This window comes from Streptomyces sp. NPDC023481 (genome assembly GCF_055560195.1).
Genome location: NZ_JBVHJE010000012.1, coordinates 220,024 through 234,050 on the forward strand (window position 1 = coordinate 220,024; position 14,027 = coordinate 234,050).

Consider the following 14,027-nt stretch of genomic DNA (forward strand, 5'->3'; position numbering starts at 1 on the left):
AGTCACTTGCCTGTCGGCCTTTTTCTGCGGTGGCCCTTTTGGCGCCATACCCTCGCTTTCGCGCCGCCATAGGCCTGATCGCCGCATGGGACACCGTTTGGCGCGGCACCCATGGACGCATATGCGGACAACAGAAAGCAAAGGGGATTTTCGACTCCGGGTGGCCTGAACCCATTGGCCGAATTTCTCGCACGTCAGTTACTGGTAGCCTCCCGACCGGCGCGAGTCATGCACTGGAATTTCCACGTGCGAACTTCGCGTCTATCGGGTGCCCAGCACGCACGGCATCGGCCCGAGGCTTCCGTTCCTGCGCCTGCACCGTTGACCTGGCTCTTCGCCGCTACCCCAAGGCCAAACATTTATGACCCCCCACATAGCCAATCTCCGGCGTCGCCTGCCCGTCTGGTTGCTGCCGATGCTGTGGACGCTCGCGCTCGGTCTGTGGGGGTTGTCCCGGCAGCACAGCGTCTGGCGAGACGAGGCCGCGACGTGGCAAGTGTCGGAACGGCCCATTGCCGAGATCTGGCACATGTTGGCAAACGTCGATGTGGTGCACGGGCTCTACTACCTGCTGATGCACGAACTATTTGCATGCTTCGGGCCCAGTACCACGACCCTGCGGCTCCCGTCGGTGGTGGGCATGGCGGTGGCGGCGGCATGCGTGGCGGTCATCGGCCGCCGGCTGGTCAGTCCCTGGGCGGGTCTGGGCGGTGGACTGGCGTTCGGGCTGCTTCCGTCCGTGCAGTTCTACCTTCAGGAGGGCCGCCCTTACGCCCTGGTCGCAGCCGCGGCCGCGACGTCGACACTGCTCTTGGTGGCTTCACTCCAGGGGCGCGGCACGTCGCTGCACTGGGTCGCTTATGGCGGCACGGTTCTGCTGTGCGGGCTACTGAACTGGCTGTCGCTGTTCATTCTTCCCGCCCACGCAGTGACTCTGTTCTGGGCGCGGGCCAGATGCGGAACGTGGGCACGATGGCTGTCGGCCTCGGTGGTGGCGTCGGTGTGTGTGCTGCCGCTAATCCTTTTCAGTCGACGCCAGTCCGACCAGGTCTCCTGGATACCACCGCTGACTTGGCACATGGTGATCGGCCCGGCCGTCCTGCTGGCGATCGGCGGTCTCGGTGCGTGTCTGGACCGACCAACGGCACAACGGTTGTCAGCGGCGGCCGTCGGGCTGCCGCTCCTGGCGGTACCGCAGGTCGGACTGATCGGCATCTCTCTGTTCCAGCCGCTGTTCCTGGATCGGTACGTCCTTTTCAGCCTTCTGGGTCTGGCTCTGTTGATCGGTGCGGGACTGGATGCCGGCATCCGGGCAGCAGGGCCGCGCTTCCCACGAGCCTCGATGTGGATACTGCCTCTGACGCTCGGCGTGGCGGTGGTTGCCCTGCTGCCCCAGTCACTGGCCAAGCGGTCCCCAGCGAGCCGGGTGGACGACGTCTTGGCGATAGCGTCGGACGTGCGGCGATTCAAGCAGGCCGGCGATGCGGTTCTCTTCGTGCCGGCGGCCCGGCGCGACACGGCTTTGGTCTCCCCCCGCGCCTTCACCGGTCTGCGGGACATAGCGCTGGCTGAGGACGCGAGGAAGTCCGGGACCCTCAAGGGCGTGGAGACCAGCCCCGGGCGGATCCGTGCCGCGATGCTCACTCAGCGGAGAATACTGCTGGTCACGGACGCGGCGGCCGTGGCCAAGCCGGTGTCGGCGACGCGGGACAAGGTGAAGAAGCAAGTGCTCAAGGACTGCTTCACTCGGGTCGCGGACCGACAGGTACGCGGACGGAGGGTGACGGTATACGAACGGCTGAGCCAACTCCACTGTGTCACCCGCAGTTAGAGCGGCGAGTGCGGCGACTTGGCGCCCGTCGAGCATCCGTTTGCCTACGCCGCCGTGAGCTTCGATGTGCGTCAGGGCCTCGGCCCAACGCCCCGTGGTGGTGAGGGTGCGTGTGCCGTCGGCGAGGAGCACGCGCCACAGCCACCTGCGGACCTCGTGGCGGTCCTCATCGGCCGCCGTGAGGTCCGCCGGTACGGCGACATCCTCGAGCTGGGCGGCGGTGCCTGCCTCGACCGCCGTATGGAGGTTCGAGCAGTCGATGTCGTCCCTCATCCGCGTGGCCGGCGCGGATCTGCAGGCGGGCAAGGCCGACGACGAGGCCGCGCACGCGCTCGGGCAGGGGCAGGCAGGGGGGTCGGAAGCGGGCGACGAGTGGGAAGCGTTGGGCTGTGGCTCCGTGCGGATTCATGGGTCCCCCGGGCGTTGAGTGAGAGCTACGGAGACGACGGTGCCCGCCAGCCGGACGCCGACGGGCACCGTCCGCTACACGTGGGGCGTCACTGCCAGTCGACGACGATGCGATTCAGCGGGGTGTCGAGAGCGAAGAGGCCGGGGCGCCGCTCGATGGCGGGGGCGTCGAGGGGCAGGATCTCGAACGTCGCCTCGCAGCCGCGGTACTCCCGGTCCCAGGTGCCGATGGCGTCGGCGACCTTGGCGGCCAGCTCGTCGCTGCCGGAGCCGTGGCCGATGACGCCGAACTCCCAGAGCTTGCCGCCCTCGGGGGTCTTCTTCTCCGACAGGCGCCGCGCCAGGTAGGTGACGGCGCCTTTGCCGACGGCCGCGGTTGACGAGGGGTAGGGATCCTCGGTGAGCAGAGTGCCCTTGGCGCTCTGGGGGAACAGCATCCGGATCAGGCCGGAGGGAAGCGAGCAGGAAACGAACAGCTCCATCCACTCCGGCGACTCCATGGCGCGGACCGTCATGCCGGTCCACTCCTCAGTGCGCGGCTGACCCAGGGACGCCGGTGAGGGCGTCGGCGTCGATGTTCTGCCCTGCAGGGGCCTGGAGTCGTACGGTGCCGTCCGCGCTGAGCGGGATGACGCGGCGGTCGTCGTCGGCAATGCCACGGCGGAGAGGCATGAAGGTGTTCATCTCGCTGCCCAGGGACACCCATCGGCCGTCGCGCTGCTCGTAGGCGATGGATCGGGCGACAGTGCCTTTGAGGCGCTGGGGACGAGAAGCCGGCCGCCGGGGGCGAGCTGCTGCAGCCGGGCGTGCGGTACGCCGTGCGCGCCGACGGTGGCGGTGATCCGGTCGTACGGTGCTCCTTCGGCGTAGCCGAGGGCCCCGTCGCGGGTCGCTGCCTTGACGTTGGTGATGCCGGCGGCGGCGAGGTGGGCACGGGCGCCCTCGACGAGGTCGTCGTCGACGTCGAGGGTGGTCACATGTCCGCTCTCGCCGACCAGGTGGGCTAGCAGAGCGGCGTTGCAGCCGGTTCCGGCGCCGAGTTCGAGGATGCGATCGCCGGGCTGGGCGTCGAGCTGGGCCAGCATGAGGGCGACTACACCCGGCTGGGAAGCGCAGGAGATCGATGTGCCGTCGGCGTCGTACTTGATGGTCGAGCTCTCGCTCTCCTCTACCTCCCAGCCCGGGTAGAGCAGTTGCATCATGCGGGCCGTGCGTGCGAGGTCCGCTGGGCCCGCTTCTCGCAGCAGCCCCCGGTACGTCGCCGTCGGCGTACACCAGAAAGGCCGTCTTGGCTCCCAAGGCCCCTCCCCCAGGGTGTGGCCCTCGTTGGCGGGTGCACCGTATCCACCCCCACTGACAACGCGAGACGACGAAGTCCGAGGGCCTTCGGTTGGGCCGACTCTGGGCCGTCCGAGGTCCCTCGACAGCGGCCAATGCCGACCAACGACAATCACCAGGAGCACGCACCGCCCCTGAGCTGCGAAAGCCCAGTTCGCGCCAATCCCCGGCAAGAGGACATCTCAGGTTGCGTCCCGTGGCGGATCCGGCAGGTTGTGCCACGCGTGACTACATCCATCGGCGCAGTGCAGCGCCCGCCTGCGGGTGTCAGCGATGCTGAAGAGGGCGACGAGTAGGCGGAACGACTTGGTCAGTTCGTAAGCCGGAAGTGCTTCCATTCCGAAGCGCCACGGGCCTGCCCGCAGAAGAGCACCAGTGCGTGCAGGACCTTGCGTTGGTCACCTTCTGAGAGACCCTCGAACCACTCGACGCCCTCGTCCACAGGTCTGAGTCCCTGTGCGAGTTCGTTCAGGATCACCTCGTGTGCGTACAGCACAGGCTTCCACCCCCACGGTCCAGACCGACAGTACGCGCACGGCGACGCATGGAGGACACGGTTTCCCGCGCCCAGATGGCACAGCCATCTGACGCAAGCAACAGGCTGCCCCGTCGCATCCGTTCAGCGCGGCCCGCAGCGTGGAGCGGACACGTTGGCGCGAGGCCGGACGGGGCTGCCGCACGATCGGGGGGCCGCGTCGGCCCTCCAAACCGCGTGACCGCGCCTGTCACCCGAACCTGCATCGGACCCGGGCGCTACTCCGGCCGCCGTGAGGAGCGTGACAGCCGATCGGCAGCGTAGACGGCCAGATGCACCGGATGCACCGGATGCACCCGATGCAGGAGAGCGGCGGCTGAAGGCATCCGTGCCCCCTGCCCACCCCGGGAACACAGGGTCCTCCGAGCCCGCTGCTCAGTGGGCGGCCTCGCCTTGGGCGACTTCGATGTCCTGGTGGACGTGGAGCGCGCCGGTCGCGGCGGTGGTGCAGGAGAGCAGTGCGCAGGCGGACAGCAGGACCGCGATCCATGGCAGGGCGCGGGGGGCGTGCGGGGCGGGGGACAGGAGGGCGGCCACGCGGCGCGGTACGGGGCCGGTGGTGGCCGCGGGGGTCATCGCGGGCCGGGCGGATTCCGCCTCGTGGGCCGCGAGGGCGGCGCGGGCGATGGCACGCGCGGTGAGGCGGCGGTCGCCGACGGCGGTCGCGGCGGCCTCGTCGGCGGCGCGCTCGGCAGCCAGCCGGATGGCCTCGCGGACCGGGCGCAGAGCGGGGTGGCAGTGGGCGGCCAGCTCGGCCGCCGCCAGGAAGTAGTGGTGGCCGCCCGCGTTGTGGGCGCGCTCGTGTGCGAAGAGCGCCTCGCGCTCACGCGCGTCGAGGCGGCGCAGCATGCCGGTGGTGACGACGATGCGGTGCGGGCGGCCGGGCAGGGCGTACGCGTCCGGGCGCGGGGAGTCGACGACGCACAGGTCGCCCGCCCGGCCTCGGAGCGCGCGATGCGCAGGCCGGCGGCCTGCCGCAGCACCGTGCGGACCAGGGCGAGCGCGGCGAGGGCGAGCAGGCCGGTGGCGAGGGCGGCCAGGGGCAGGACCAGGCGCGCGGAGGGCGTGTGCAGCGGGTGCACCAGCTCGCCCAGCGCGGCGAAGGCCGGGATCCTGAGCACGCCGGTCAGGGCGAGGGTGCCGAGTGCCGCGACGGTGCCGGCGGCGAGCAGCAGCGCCGAGACGGTCAGGGTCCACAGGGCGGCCACGGGCGTGCCGCGGTCGAGGATCCGGCGGGCCGGCGCGGGTGCGGCCCAGGGCAGAAGCAGGGGGATCAGCAGCAGGGCGGTCCTCATGGGCTGTCCTCCAGCAGGCGGCGCAGGAGCTGCTCGTCGTCCGGGCTGAGCTGGGCGACGAAGCGGGCCAGGACCGTCTCGCGGTCGCTGCCGCGGTCGAGTTCGCTGTGCATGCGCAGGGCGGTCAGGCCGTGCAGGTCCTCTATGGGCCGGTACGCGTAGCCGCGGCCCTGCCGCTCGCGTTCCAGCGTCCCCTTCTCGTACAGGCGGGTCAGGATGGTCGTCACGGTGGTCCGGGCCAGACCGGAGGCGAGTTCGGCCTGCACCTGGGCGGGGGTCAGCGGCGTGCCGGCCGCCCACAGTGCGGCCATCACGGCGGCCTCCAGCTCGCCCGCCGGCCGGCGTTCGTCCTTTTCGGCTCTCATGGGAACGATCCTCACTCCGCGATCGTCTACACTGCCGTAGACCGTCTACGGGATTGTAGACGGTTGGGTGCCGTACCATCCGGCGGCCCGTACGAAAGGACTCCTGCCGATGACCACACCCGTGGCTCTATCGTCGCAGCTCGCGCTGAACCCGCTGGACGCGCAGTCACTGCTGGCGGCCTTCGGTGTGCTGGGCGTCGGCGTGGTGATGTTCGCCGAGACCGGCCTGCTGATCGGATTCTTCCTGCCGGGCGACTCGCTGCTGTTCACGGCGGGCCTGCTGTGCACGGGCACCGGGCGGCACGGCGTACACCTCTCCCTGGGGCCGCTGCTGACCGCCGCCGTGTTCGGCGCGCTGGCCGGCGCGCAGTGCGGCTATCTCATCGGGCGCCGGGCGGGCGGCGCCCTGCTGGCCCGCAGCCGCTCGGCGCGCCTGCGCGAGGGGACCGAGCGAGCCGAGGCGCTGCTCGCGCGCTACGGGCACGCGAAGGCGATCGTGCTGGCCAGATTCGTGCCGGTGGTGCGTACCGTGCTCAATCCGCTCGCGGGCGCGCTGGGCGTGCCGACCCGGGTGTTCACGCTGTGGCAGGTGGCCGGCGGGCTGGTGTGGAGCGTCGGACTGACCCTGGCGGGTTACGCGCTGGGCTCCTCGATCCCGAACGTGGACCGCTATCTGCTGCCGTTGGTCGCCCTGATCGTGGTGCTGTCGCTGATCCCGCTCGCCCTGGAGCTGTACAGCGGCCGGCGGCGCGCCAGGTCCGGGGAGGCCCGCGGATGATGCTCGCGTTCGGCGGGGCGTCGATCGACGGTTCCGCGTACCGCGGTGTGGTGGGCCTCGCGGCGCGCTCGCCGGGTTGGCTGGACACCGCGATCACCGTGTGGTCGACGTACGGTCTGGCGGTGTTCGCCCTGTTGATGGTCCTGGCCTGGTGGTGGGCGCGGCGCAGGGGACCCGGACCTGCCTTGACGGCGCTGGCCGTGCCGGTGGTCGTGGTCCTCGCGTACGGGGTCAACGATGTCCTGAAGCTGCTCGTCCGCGAGGATCGGCCCTGCCGGAACCTGCCGGTACGCACCCTGGAGGCGTGTCCGGGGCACGGTGACTGGTCGTTCCCGAGCAACCATGCGGCGATCGCCGCGACGGCCGCCGTGGCGCTGCTGTTCGTGTCGCGGCGGCTGGGCGCGATCGCCTGCGGGGCGGCGGTCGCGATGGCGGCCTCCCGGGTCTGGGTCGGCGTGCACTATCCGCACGACGTGGCGACCGGACTGGTCGTGGGCGCGTGCGTCGCGTTCGTGACCATGGCCGTGGTGCGTGGCCGTTCCGGGGCGCTGGCCGGACGGCTCGCGGCGGCCGCTCCCCTGCGCGTGCTGCTGTCGGCGTCATGAACCGAAAGGACGTCGGCGACGTGGCGGGCAGCGTCGGCCTCGGTGCGTGGGCGGCGTTCACCGTGCTGGCGCTGGTCGTCACCGGCCGGGCCGGCGCACCGCTGTGGCTGGACGACCAATTCCTCATACGGTCGGTCGGCCACCGCCCGGCGGAGGCCGTGGCGCTGGCCCGGGCGGTGACCGCCACCGGCAGCGGCGTGGTCCCGTACGTCCTCGCGACCCTGGCCGGAGCGGTCGTGGGACGCACGCCACGGACCCGGTTGCTCGCCTCCGCCCTCGCACTCGCCTGTCTCGCCGTGGGTGAGATCCTGCGCTATGGCGTGATGGAGTCGATCCAGCGGCCGCGTCCGCCGGGGAGCGACTGGACGACACATGCGAGCGGCTGGGCGTTCCCCTCCGGTCACTCCACCACGGCCGCCCTGACCGCCGGCCTGCTGATCGTCGCGCTCAGCCTGCGCGCCCCCCGCGGGGGAACGGTCCTGCGGATCGCGGTGTGCGGCTGGGGCCTGCTGGTCGGGCTCACCCGGGTCTATCTGGGAGTGCACTGGTTCACGGATGTCGTCGGCGGCTGGCTGTTCGCCGCCGGCTGGCTCGGGGTGTGCCTGTGCGCGGCCGCCCACTGGCTGCCCGCCTCCCTGCTCACCGACATGACCACCCCCACTCGGACACCGGCTGAGGACCATGCGACAGAAGATCCTGGTCGTCGAGGACGATCACGCCCTGCGTGACGTGCTGCGCCGCGGCCTGTACGAGGAGGATTTCGCCCCGGTCCCGGCCGCCGACGGCGCCACCGCCCTGCGTCTCGCCACGGGCGAGGTCGCGGCGGCCGTCCTGGACGTCGGCCTGCCCGACGCCGACGGGCGGGACGTGTGCCAGGCGATGCGTGCCAACGGCTTCCTCGCCCCCGTGATCTTCCTGACCGCACGCCACCGGCTCACCGACCGCCTGTCCGGCTTCTCCGCCGGGGGCGACGACTACCTGCCCAAGCCCTTCCACCTGGCCGAACTCGCCGCCAGACTGCGAGCGGCCATCAGACGGGCGGCCACCACGGTCGCGGCCACCCCGGCCGTGGCCGCGACCGGTGACCTGGCCCTGGACGCGGTGAACCACACCGTCACCGTGCACGGCGGACGCGCCGTCGCCCTGTCCCCCACGGAGTTCCGGCTGCTGGCCACCCTGGCCGCCGCGAACGCGACCCTCGTACGCCGCCGCGACCTGGTGCGGGCCGGCTGGCCCGAGGGCGCGCACGTCGGTGACAACACCCTGGACCAGTACCTGAGCCGGCTGCGCCGCAAGCTGCGTGAGGCGGGCAGCGGCCTGACGATCGGTACGGCGCGCGGGATCGGACACCGCCTGTCATGAACCGAGCCCGGCGTGTCCCGCGGCGCCTCGCCCCGCGCACCCTGCGCGGTCGGCTCTCGCTGGTGGCGCTGACCACCGCGGGCCTGCTGATGACGATCCTGACCGTCCTGTTCAACGCCGTGATGGACAGGCATCTGCAGCACCAGGCGGACGACGAACTACGCAACCGGGCGGCAGCGGTGGCCGCGACCGTCGACACCACCGGATTCCGGGCGCGCGTCCTGGAAACCGTGAACGACCGCCTCCTCGACGCCAACGTGTGGATCTACGCCGGAACCCGTCTGCTGGAGAAGCCGCCGTCCGCGACGGCCGGTGAGCCGCCTACCCGAGCCGCCGACCGGCTGGCCGCCCAGCCGAAGGATGCCTGCGCGACGGTCCGGGCACACGGTCACCGGCCCGTCCGGCTGTGCGCCCAGCGCGTCCCCGGCCGCGCCCCCGCCACCGTCGTCACCGCCCTGGACCTGGCTCCGTACCGCAGTTCGGCCGACACCCTGCTGGTGGGATCGCTCGTGCTGGACGCCGTGATGCTCGGCTGCACCTACGTCCTCACCCGCCTGGCCGTCGGCCGGGCACTGCGCCCCGTGCGGACGATGACCGACCAGGCCGCGCAGTGGAGCGCCGTGGGCTCGGACGAGCGCTTCGGCACGGAGACCCATCCGGCCGAACTCGCCCGCCTCGGTGCCTCCCTGGACGCGCTTCTGGACCGCATACGCACCGTGCTGCGCCACGAGCAGCAGCTGACGGGAGAGCTGTCCCACGAACTGCGTACGCCGCTCACCCGGATCGTCATGGAACTCGACTGGTGGCGGGCCCGCCCCCGCACGGACGCCGAGACGCGCGCCGCCCATGAGGTGATCGCCGAGGCCGCCGGGTCGATGCGCGTCATCTGCGACACGCTCCTGGACGACGCACGCGAGAACGCGCTGCGTCCGGCGACGGTCCCCGGGACGACCGAGGTGGTGCAGGTACTGGACCGCCTGGTCCAGCGTCTCGCCGTCCCGGCCCGTGTGACGGCGGCGGTGGAGGCGGAGGCGCCGAGGCTCGAGGCGGGTGTCGACCCCGCCCCCCTCGAACGCATCCTCAGCCCCCTGCTCGCCAACGCCACCCGCTACGCCCGTTCCCGCGTGACCGTGTCGGCGCGGCGCGTCCCCGGCGCCGTGCGGATCGACGTCGTCGACGACGGTCCCGGCGTGCCGGCGACGTTCGCGGGCGACCTGTTCCAGCCCGGCCGGCGCGCCGATCCCGGCGACGGACACGACGGCGCGGGCCTGGGGCTGCCGCTCGCGCGACGCCTGGCCCGCGCCGCCGGCGGTGAAGTGTCGTACGACCCCCTGCACACGCCGGGGGCCAGGTTCACGGTCCGTCTGCCCGCCGGGTGACCGGTGCCCGCCCCTCCCGCACCGACCGGCGCAGGCCGCCGGCCGGGTGGTACGCCGCCGACGGCCCCGTACCCGCTGCCCGCCCCCGCCGGCCCGGGCCGCCTGACCCGCCGTCGGGCCGGCCGTGCGACCCCGCGTCCGCTCCGTGCGCACCACCGGGTCGTAGTACCCCGGTACCACTCGCCGGCGGTGTTCAGCCCCCTGGTACCACCGGATTCCGCAGGTCACGGACGTAGCGTGAGGAACGAGGCGCCAGGCGTTCCGGGTGCCGCATTCCGAGAGAGGGCGCCCATGATCGAGGCACAGCAGCTCACCAAGAGGTACGGGGAGAAGACAGCCGTCGACGGACTCGACTTCACCGTGAAGCCGGGCACGGTGACCGGCTTCCTGGGACCCAACGGTGCGGGCAAGTCCACGACGATGCGCATGATCGTCGGCCTGGACGCGCCGACCGCCGGCTCCGTCACGGTGAACGGAAAGCGCTACGCCCGCCACCAGGCGCCGTTGCAGGAGGTGGGAGCCCTGCTGGAGGCCAAGTCGATCCATCCGGGCCGCTCGGCGCACAACCACCTCCGGGCGCTCGCACTCACCCACGGCATCCCGCGCCGCCGGGTCGACGAGGTCGTCGAACTCGCCGGTCTCGGCAGCGTCGCGAGGAAGCGGGCCGGTGCCTTCTCCCTCGGCATGGGCCAGCGGCTCGGCATCGCCGCCGCCCTGCTCGGCGACCCGCAGACGGTGATGCTGGACGAACCCGTCAACGGGCTCGACCCCGAGGGCGTCCTCTGGATCCGCAACCTGCTCACCTCCCTCGCCGCCGAGGGACGTACGGTGTTCGTCTCCTCGCACCTGATGAGCGAGGTGGCGCTGGTGGCCGATCACCTGATCGTCGTCGGCCGGGGCCGGCTGCTGGCCGACACGACCGTGCAGGACCTGGTCCGCGAGGCCGGCGGTGACACCGTGCGGGTGGCGACGGACGACCCAGCACGGCTGCGGGAGGTGCTGGCCGGGCCGGGCGTGGAGATCACCGGCCGGATCGGTTCGGAGGAGCTGCAGGTGAGCGGGCTTTCCGCCCGCGCCATCGGCCTGAAGGCGGCCGAGCACGCCATCCCCCTGTTCGAACTGACCCCGAAGGCGGTGTCGCTGGAGGAGGCGTTCATGGAACTGACCCGGGACGCCGTGGAGTACCACGGCTCCACCATCGGCACCGAGACCTCCGGGAGCGCGGCATGAGCACCCTCACGGCAGCACCCGAAACCCCCGGGACCGCTCCGGCCGCTCCCGCCCGGCCCGCCTACCGGGTGACCGGCAGGCGCGTGCTGTCCTCGGAGTGGGCCAAACTCTGGTCCCTGCGCTCCACCTGGATCACCCTCGGCCTGGGCCTGCTGTTCCTCGTCGCCTTCGGCGTCATCGCCGCGAGCCACTACAAGTCCAACATCGACTCCGGCCGGCACCTGGACCGCGACTTCGCCACCGCGACGGCCGCGAGCCTGTCCCTCTTCGGCACCAACTTCGCCCAGCTCGCCCTCGGTGTGCTCGGCGTGCTGGTCACGGCCGGCGAGTACTCCACCGGCATGATCCGCTCGACGCTGGCCGCGGTGCCGCGCCGGCTGCCCGTGCTCTGGTCCAAGGCGGCGGTGTTCGGCGTGGTCGCGCTGGTGATCGCGACGGCCGGCGCCTTCGTCGCCTTCCTCATCGGCAGCCGGATCGTCTCCGGCACGCCCGCCGCCATGGGCCTCGGCCACGCCGGCGTCGTCCGCAGCCTGCTGGGTGCCGGGCTGTACCTGGGCCTGGTCGGCGTCATCGGCACCGCCCTGGGCGCGCTGCTGCGGTCGGTGGCCGGCGGCATCTCGGTGCTGGTCGCGGCCCTCATGCTCGTGCCCGGGCTGGTCTCCCTGCTGCCCAGCTCGTGGCAGGGCGACATCAACCCCTACCTCCCCAGCAGCGCCGGCGAGTCGCTCTTCGCCCTGACGCACGACTCGACCACTCTGTCTCCGGGCGCCGGGCTCCTGGTCTTCCTCGGCTGGACGGCCCTGGCCCTGGGCGGCGCGGCGTACCGGCTGCTGCGCAGCGACGTCTGAACGGCAGCCACCCGCATCATGGTCCGGTGACCTCCATGACCACCGAAGATCTCAGCGGTATGGGACCGCTGGTCGCCCGGCTCGGCCGGGCCGGCCAGCGGCTCCGGCATGCCGACCGGGCGCGTCCGTGGGTGCTGGACAGCGCGGTGGTGGTCGGGGCCGTCCTCCTGTTCTGCCTGCCCGACCTGCTGCACGCGGTGGGCGTGATCGGCGGGGACGACGACGGCGACGGTCCGCGCCGGTTCCGTCTGGCGTTCACCCGGTTGCCGGTGGCGGGCATGCTCGCGCTGCAGGCCGGGCTGGTGCTGCCGCTGCTGTGGCGACGCCGGGCACCCGCGGTGGCCTTCGGCGCGGTCACGGCCGTGTTCGCCGTCCAGTGGGCGATCGGCGCCGCCCTCCGCGCGGACGTGGCCCTCTTCGTCGCCCTGTACAGCCTGGCCCTGCACGGGCGGCTGAGGCAGCTGCCGTGGGCCTGCGCGGCGACGACAGGGGTTCTCGGCCTGGTCGCGGCGAGGGTGTCGGCGGCGGTCTCGGTCTGGGACGCGCTGTTCTTCCTGCTCGGCACGGCGACCGCGGCACTCGCGCTCGGCCTGGTGATCCGTATCCGGCGGGCTCAGCTCGCCGGGCTGCGCGACCGCGCGGCCCGGCTGGAGATCGAACGCGACCAGCGGGACAGACTCGCCGTCGCCTCCGAACGGGCCCGGGTGGCCCGCGAGATGCACGACATCGTCGGCCACAACCTGTCCGTCATCATCACCCTCGCCGACGCGGGCGCCTACGCCACCGCCGCCGCCCCGGAGCGCGGCGAGGAGGCCCTGCGCCTCATCGGCGACACCGGCCGCCAGGCCCTGGGCGAACTGCGCCGCGTGCTCGGCGTCCTGCGCGAGCCGGACGGCCCCCGCGGCGAGCCGGAACTCAGCCCCCAGCCCGGTCTCGCGGACATCGACGCGCTGTGCGAGGCGGTGCGCGCCGCGGGTCTGGAGGTCGTCTACCGTACGGCCGGGGACACCGACGCCCTCGACAGCGGGGTGCAGCTGACGGTCTACCGCATCGCGCAGGAAGCCCTGACGAACACCCTGAAGCACGCCGGCGCGGGCGCCCGTGCGAACCTGGCGATCCTCGTCGAGGACGCACGGTTGACCATCACCGTCCAGGATTCCGGCCCCTCCGCACCGGGAGGCCGTCCCGGCGCGGTGAACGAGGAAGGACACGGCCTGGTGGGCATGCGAGAACGAGCGGCACTCTACGGAGGGCACGTCAGCGCGGGTCCGGCCGGCGGCGCCGGCTGGACGCTGCGCGCCACCCTCGACCTCGCTCCCCAGGCCGGCACCCGATGACGACCGTCCTCGTCGTGGACGACCAGCCGCTCCAGCGATACGGCTTCCGTATGCTCCTCGACTCCGTGCCGGAGACGGAGGTGGTCGGCGAGGCCGCGCACGGAAGCGAGGCCGTCCGCAAGACGGCCGAACTGCGCCCCGACGTCGTCCTCATGGACGTACGCATGCCCGGTATGGACGGCATCGAGGCCACCCGCCGCATCGTCGCCGCCGGCGACCGCTCCCGCGTGCTCGTCCTGACCACGTTCGACGTCGACGAGTACGTCTACGCGGCCCTGCGCGCCGGAGCCAGCGGCTTTCTCCTCAAGGACGTCCGCCCCGACGAACTCCTCGCGGGCATCCGCGCCGTGGCCGCCGGCGACGCCGTGATCGCGCCCGCCCTCACCCGCCGCCTCCTGCACGAGTTCGCCCGTCTCGTGCCACCCGGCGGCAGGAGCCCTGCCGAGGATCCGCGCCTCGGCGCCCTCACCGACCGCGAACGCGAGATCCTCGTCGCCATCGGCAAAGGCTGGTCGAACGGTGAGATCGCCACGCACTTCGTGTTGTCGGAATCCACGGTGAAGACCCACGTCGGCCGCGTCCTGTCCAAGATCGGCGCCCGCGACCGCATCCAGGCGGTCATCTTCGCCTACGACCACGGCCTGACCCGACCGCACGCGGGCTGAGCCCACGGCACTGACGGCGGTGTGCCCGCGACGTGCCGGATCGCCGCGGCA

16 protein-coding genes and 2 pseudogenes are annotated in these 14,027 nt (G+C 72.2%); 10 read left to right on the top strand and 8 right to left on the bottom strand.

What is annotated here, in order from left to right:
* Positions 1–361: 361 nt before the first annotated feature.
* Positions 362–1,831, top strand: coding sequence for a glycosyltransferase family 39 protein (locus ACZ3ZD_RS23735; RefSeq protein ID WP_467400652.1), 1,470 nt, complete (start codon positions 362–364; stop codon positions 1,829–1,831).
* On the opposite strand, the pseudogene ACZ3ZD_RS23740 reads toward ACZ3ZD_RS23735, so the two are convergent.
* The 8 genes and pseudogenes from ACZ3ZD_RS23740 to ACZ3ZD_RS23775 form a co-directional block, all read right to left on the bottom strand.
* Positions 1,814–2,240 (bottom strand): annotated as a pseudogene (locus ACZ3ZD_RS23740) (hypothetical protein); the annotation flags it as partial. The gene ACZ3ZD_RS23735 and the pseudogene ACZ3ZD_RS23740 sit on opposite strands and share 18 nt — an antisense overlap.
* 88 nt (positions 2,241–2,328) lie before the next feature.
* On the bottom strand, positions 2,329–2,754 hold the full coding sequence (locus ACZ3ZD_RS23745; protein ID WP_467400656.1) for a hypothetical protein: 426 nt from the start codon (positions 2,752–2,754) through the stop codon (positions 2,329–2,331).
* Positions 2,755–2,767: 13 nt separating this feature from the next.
* On the bottom strand, positions 2,768–2,911 hold the full coding sequence (locus tag ACZ3ZD_RS23750; protein ID WP_467400658.1) for a hypothetical protein: 144 nt from the start codon (positions 2,909–2,911) through the stop codon (positions 2,768–2,770).
* 8 nt (positions 2,912–2,919) lie between these two features.
* The gene (locus tag ACZ3ZD_RS23755; RefSeq protein ID WP_467400661.1) at positions 2,920–3,441 is read right to left on the bottom strand and encodes a methyltransferase domain-containing protein; all 522 of its coding nucleotides are present in this window, start codon (positions 3,439–3,441) and stop codon (positions 2,920–2,922) included.
* A 318-nt stretch (positions 3,442–3,759) separates the two neighbouring features.
* Entirely contained in the window at positions 3,760–3,915 is a 156-nt protein-coding gene (locus ACZ3ZD_RS23760) for a DUF5958 family protein (protein WP_467400662.1), read from the bottom strand.
* Positions 3,888–4,073: a DUF5958 family protein gene (locus tag ACZ3ZD_RS23765; protein WP_467400663.1), complete on the bottom strand. Its 186-nt coding sequence runs from the start codon at positions 4,071–4,073 to the stop codon at positions 3,888–3,890. The genes ACZ3ZD_RS23760 and ACZ3ZD_RS23765 overlap by 28 nt, the downstream gene beginning before the upstream one ends.
* Positions 4,074–4,487: 414 nt before the next feature.
* Positions 4,488–5,407: pseudogene (locus tag ACZ3ZD_RS23770) on the bottom strand (M48 family metalloprotease).
* On the bottom strand, positions 5,404–5,772 hold the full coding sequence (locus ACZ3ZD_RS23775) for a BlaI/MecI/CopY family transcriptional regulator (RefSeq protein WP_467400666.1): 369 nt from the start codon (positions 5,770–5,772) through the stop codon (positions 5,404–5,406). The pseudogene ACZ3ZD_RS23770 and the gene ACZ3ZD_RS23775 overlap by 4 nt, the downstream one beginning before the upstream one ends.
* Before the next feature lie 109 nt (positions 5,773–5,881).
* Between ACZ3ZD_RS23775 and ACZ3ZD_RS23780 the strand changes: the two genes are divergently transcribed.
* From ACZ3ZD_RS23780 to ACZ3ZD_RS23820, 9 genes are all read left to right on the top strand, one after another.
* Positions 5,882–6,550: a DedA family protein gene (locus tag ACZ3ZD_RS23780; protein ID WP_467400669.1), complete on the top strand. Its 669-nt coding sequence runs from the start codon at positions 5,882–5,884 to the stop codon at positions 6,548–6,550.
* On the top strand, positions 6,547–7,155 hold the full coding sequence (locus ACZ3ZD_RS23785; RefSeq protein WP_467400671.1) for a phosphatase PAP2 family protein: 609 nt from the start codon (positions 6,547–6,549) through the stop codon (positions 7,153–7,155). Before ACZ3ZD_RS23780 ends, ACZ3ZD_RS23785 begins: the two co-directional genes overlap by 4 nt.
* The gene (locus tag ACZ3ZD_RS23790; protein ID WP_467400673.1) at positions 7,152–7,883 is read left to right on the top strand and encodes a phosphatase PAP2 family protein; all 732 of its coding nucleotides are present in this window, start codon (positions 7,152–7,154) and stop codon (positions 7,881–7,883) included. The genes ACZ3ZD_RS23785 and ACZ3ZD_RS23790 overlap by 4 nt, the downstream gene beginning before the upstream one ends.
* Positions 7,837–8,517 (top strand): response regulator transcription factor, encoded by a 681-nt coding sequence (locus ACZ3ZD_RS23795; RefSeq protein WP_467400676.1) that lies wholly within the window; start codon positions 7,837–7,839, stop codon positions 8,515–8,517. Before ACZ3ZD_RS23790 ends, ACZ3ZD_RS23795 begins: the two co-directional genes overlap by 47 nt.
* Positions 8,514–9,896 (top strand): sensor histidine kinase, encoded by a 1,383-nt coding sequence (locus ACZ3ZD_RS23800; protein WP_467400678.1) that lies wholly within the window; start codon positions 8,514–8,516, stop codon positions 9,894–9,896. The genes ACZ3ZD_RS23795 and ACZ3ZD_RS23800 overlap by 4 nt, the downstream gene beginning before the upstream one ends.
* Positions 9,897–10,187: 291 nt before the next feature.
* The gene (locus ACZ3ZD_RS23805; RefSeq protein WP_467400681.1) at positions 10,188–11,126 is read left to right on the top strand and encodes an ATP-binding cassette domain-containing protein; all 939 of its coding nucleotides are present in this window, start codon (positions 10,188–10,190) and stop codon (positions 11,124–11,126) included.
* A complete protein-coding gene (locus tag ACZ3ZD_RS23810; RefSeq protein WP_467400686.1) occupies positions 11,123–11,974 on the top strand; it encodes an ABC transporter permease in 852 nt (283 codons plus the stop codon). Before ACZ3ZD_RS23805 ends, ACZ3ZD_RS23810 begins: the two co-directional genes overlap by 4 nt.
* 35 nt (positions 11,975–12,009) lie before the next feature.
* Complete coding sequence (locus ACZ3ZD_RS23815; RefSeq protein ID WP_467400688.1) at positions 12,010–13,311, top strand: sensor histidine kinase; 1,302 nt, start codon at positions 12,010–12,012, stop codon at positions 13,309–13,311.
* A complete protein-coding gene (locus tag ACZ3ZD_RS23820; RefSeq protein WP_467400690.1) occupies positions 13,308–13,976 on the top strand; it encodes a response regulator in 669 nt (222 codons plus the stop codon). Before ACZ3ZD_RS23815 ends, ACZ3ZD_RS23820 begins: the two co-directional genes overlap by 4 nt.
* Positions 13,977–14,027: the final 51 nt, after the last annotated feature.

Coding starts and splice junctions, on each gene's coding strand:
- ACZ3ZD_RS23735 (WP_467400652.1), top strand. CDS start 362: ATGACCCCCCACATAGCCAATCTCCGGCGTCGCCTGCCCGTCTGGTTG.
- ACZ3ZD_RS23745 (WP_467400656.1), bottom strand. CDS start 2,754: ATGACGGTCCGCGCCATGGAGTCGCCGGAGTGGATGGAGCTGTTCGTT.
- ACZ3ZD_RS23750 (WP_467400658.1), bottom strand. CDS start 2,911: ATGCCTCTCCGCCGTGGCATTGCCGACGACGACCGCCGCGTCATCCCG.
- ACZ3ZD_RS23755 (WP_467400661.1), bottom strand. CDS start 3,441: ATGATGCAACTGCTCTACCCGGGCTGGGAGGTAGAGGAGAGCGAGAGC.
- ACZ3ZD_RS23760 (WP_467400662.1), bottom strand. CDS start 3,915: ATGGAAGCACTTCCGGCTTACGAACTGACCAAGTCGTTCCGCCTACTC.
- ACZ3ZD_RS23775 (WP_467400666.1), bottom strand. CDS start 5,772: ATGAGAGCCGAAAAGGACGAACGCCGGCCGGCGGGCGAGCTGGAGGCC.
- ACZ3ZD_RS23780 (WP_467400669.1), top strand. CDS start 5,882: ATGACCACACCCGTGGCTCTATCGTCGCAGCTCGCGCTGAACCCGCTG.
- ACZ3ZD_RS23785 (WP_467400671.1), top strand. CDS start 6,547: ATGATGCTCGCGTTCGGCGGGGCGTCGATCGACGGTTCCGCGTACCGC.
- ACZ3ZD_RS23790 (WP_467400673.1), top strand. CDS start 7,152: ATGAACCGAAAGGACGTCGGCGACGTGGCGGGCAGCGTCGGCCTCGGT.
- ACZ3ZD_RS23795 (WP_467400676.1), top strand. CDS start 7,837: ATGCGACAGAAGATCCTGGTCGTCGAGGACGATCACGCCCTGCGTGAC.
- ACZ3ZD_RS23800 (WP_467400678.1), top strand. CDS start 8,514: ATGAACCGAGCCCGGCGTGTCCCGCGGCGCCTCGCCCCGCGCACCCTG.
- ACZ3ZD_RS23805 (WP_467400681.1), top strand. CDS start 10,188: ATGATCGAGGCACAGCAGCTCACCAAGAGGTACGGGGAGAAGACAGCC.
- ACZ3ZD_RS23810 (WP_467400686.1), top strand. CDS start 11,123: ATGAGCACCCTCACGGCAGCACCCGAAACCCCCGGGACCGCTCCGGCC.
- ACZ3ZD_RS23815 (WP_467400688.1), top strand. CDS start 12,010: ATGACCACCGAAGATCTCAGCGGTATGGGACCGCTGGTCGCCCGGCTC.
- ACZ3ZD_RS23820 (WP_467400690.1), top strand. CDS start 13,308: ATGACGACCGTCCTCGTCGTGGACGACCAGCCGCTCCAGCGATACGGC.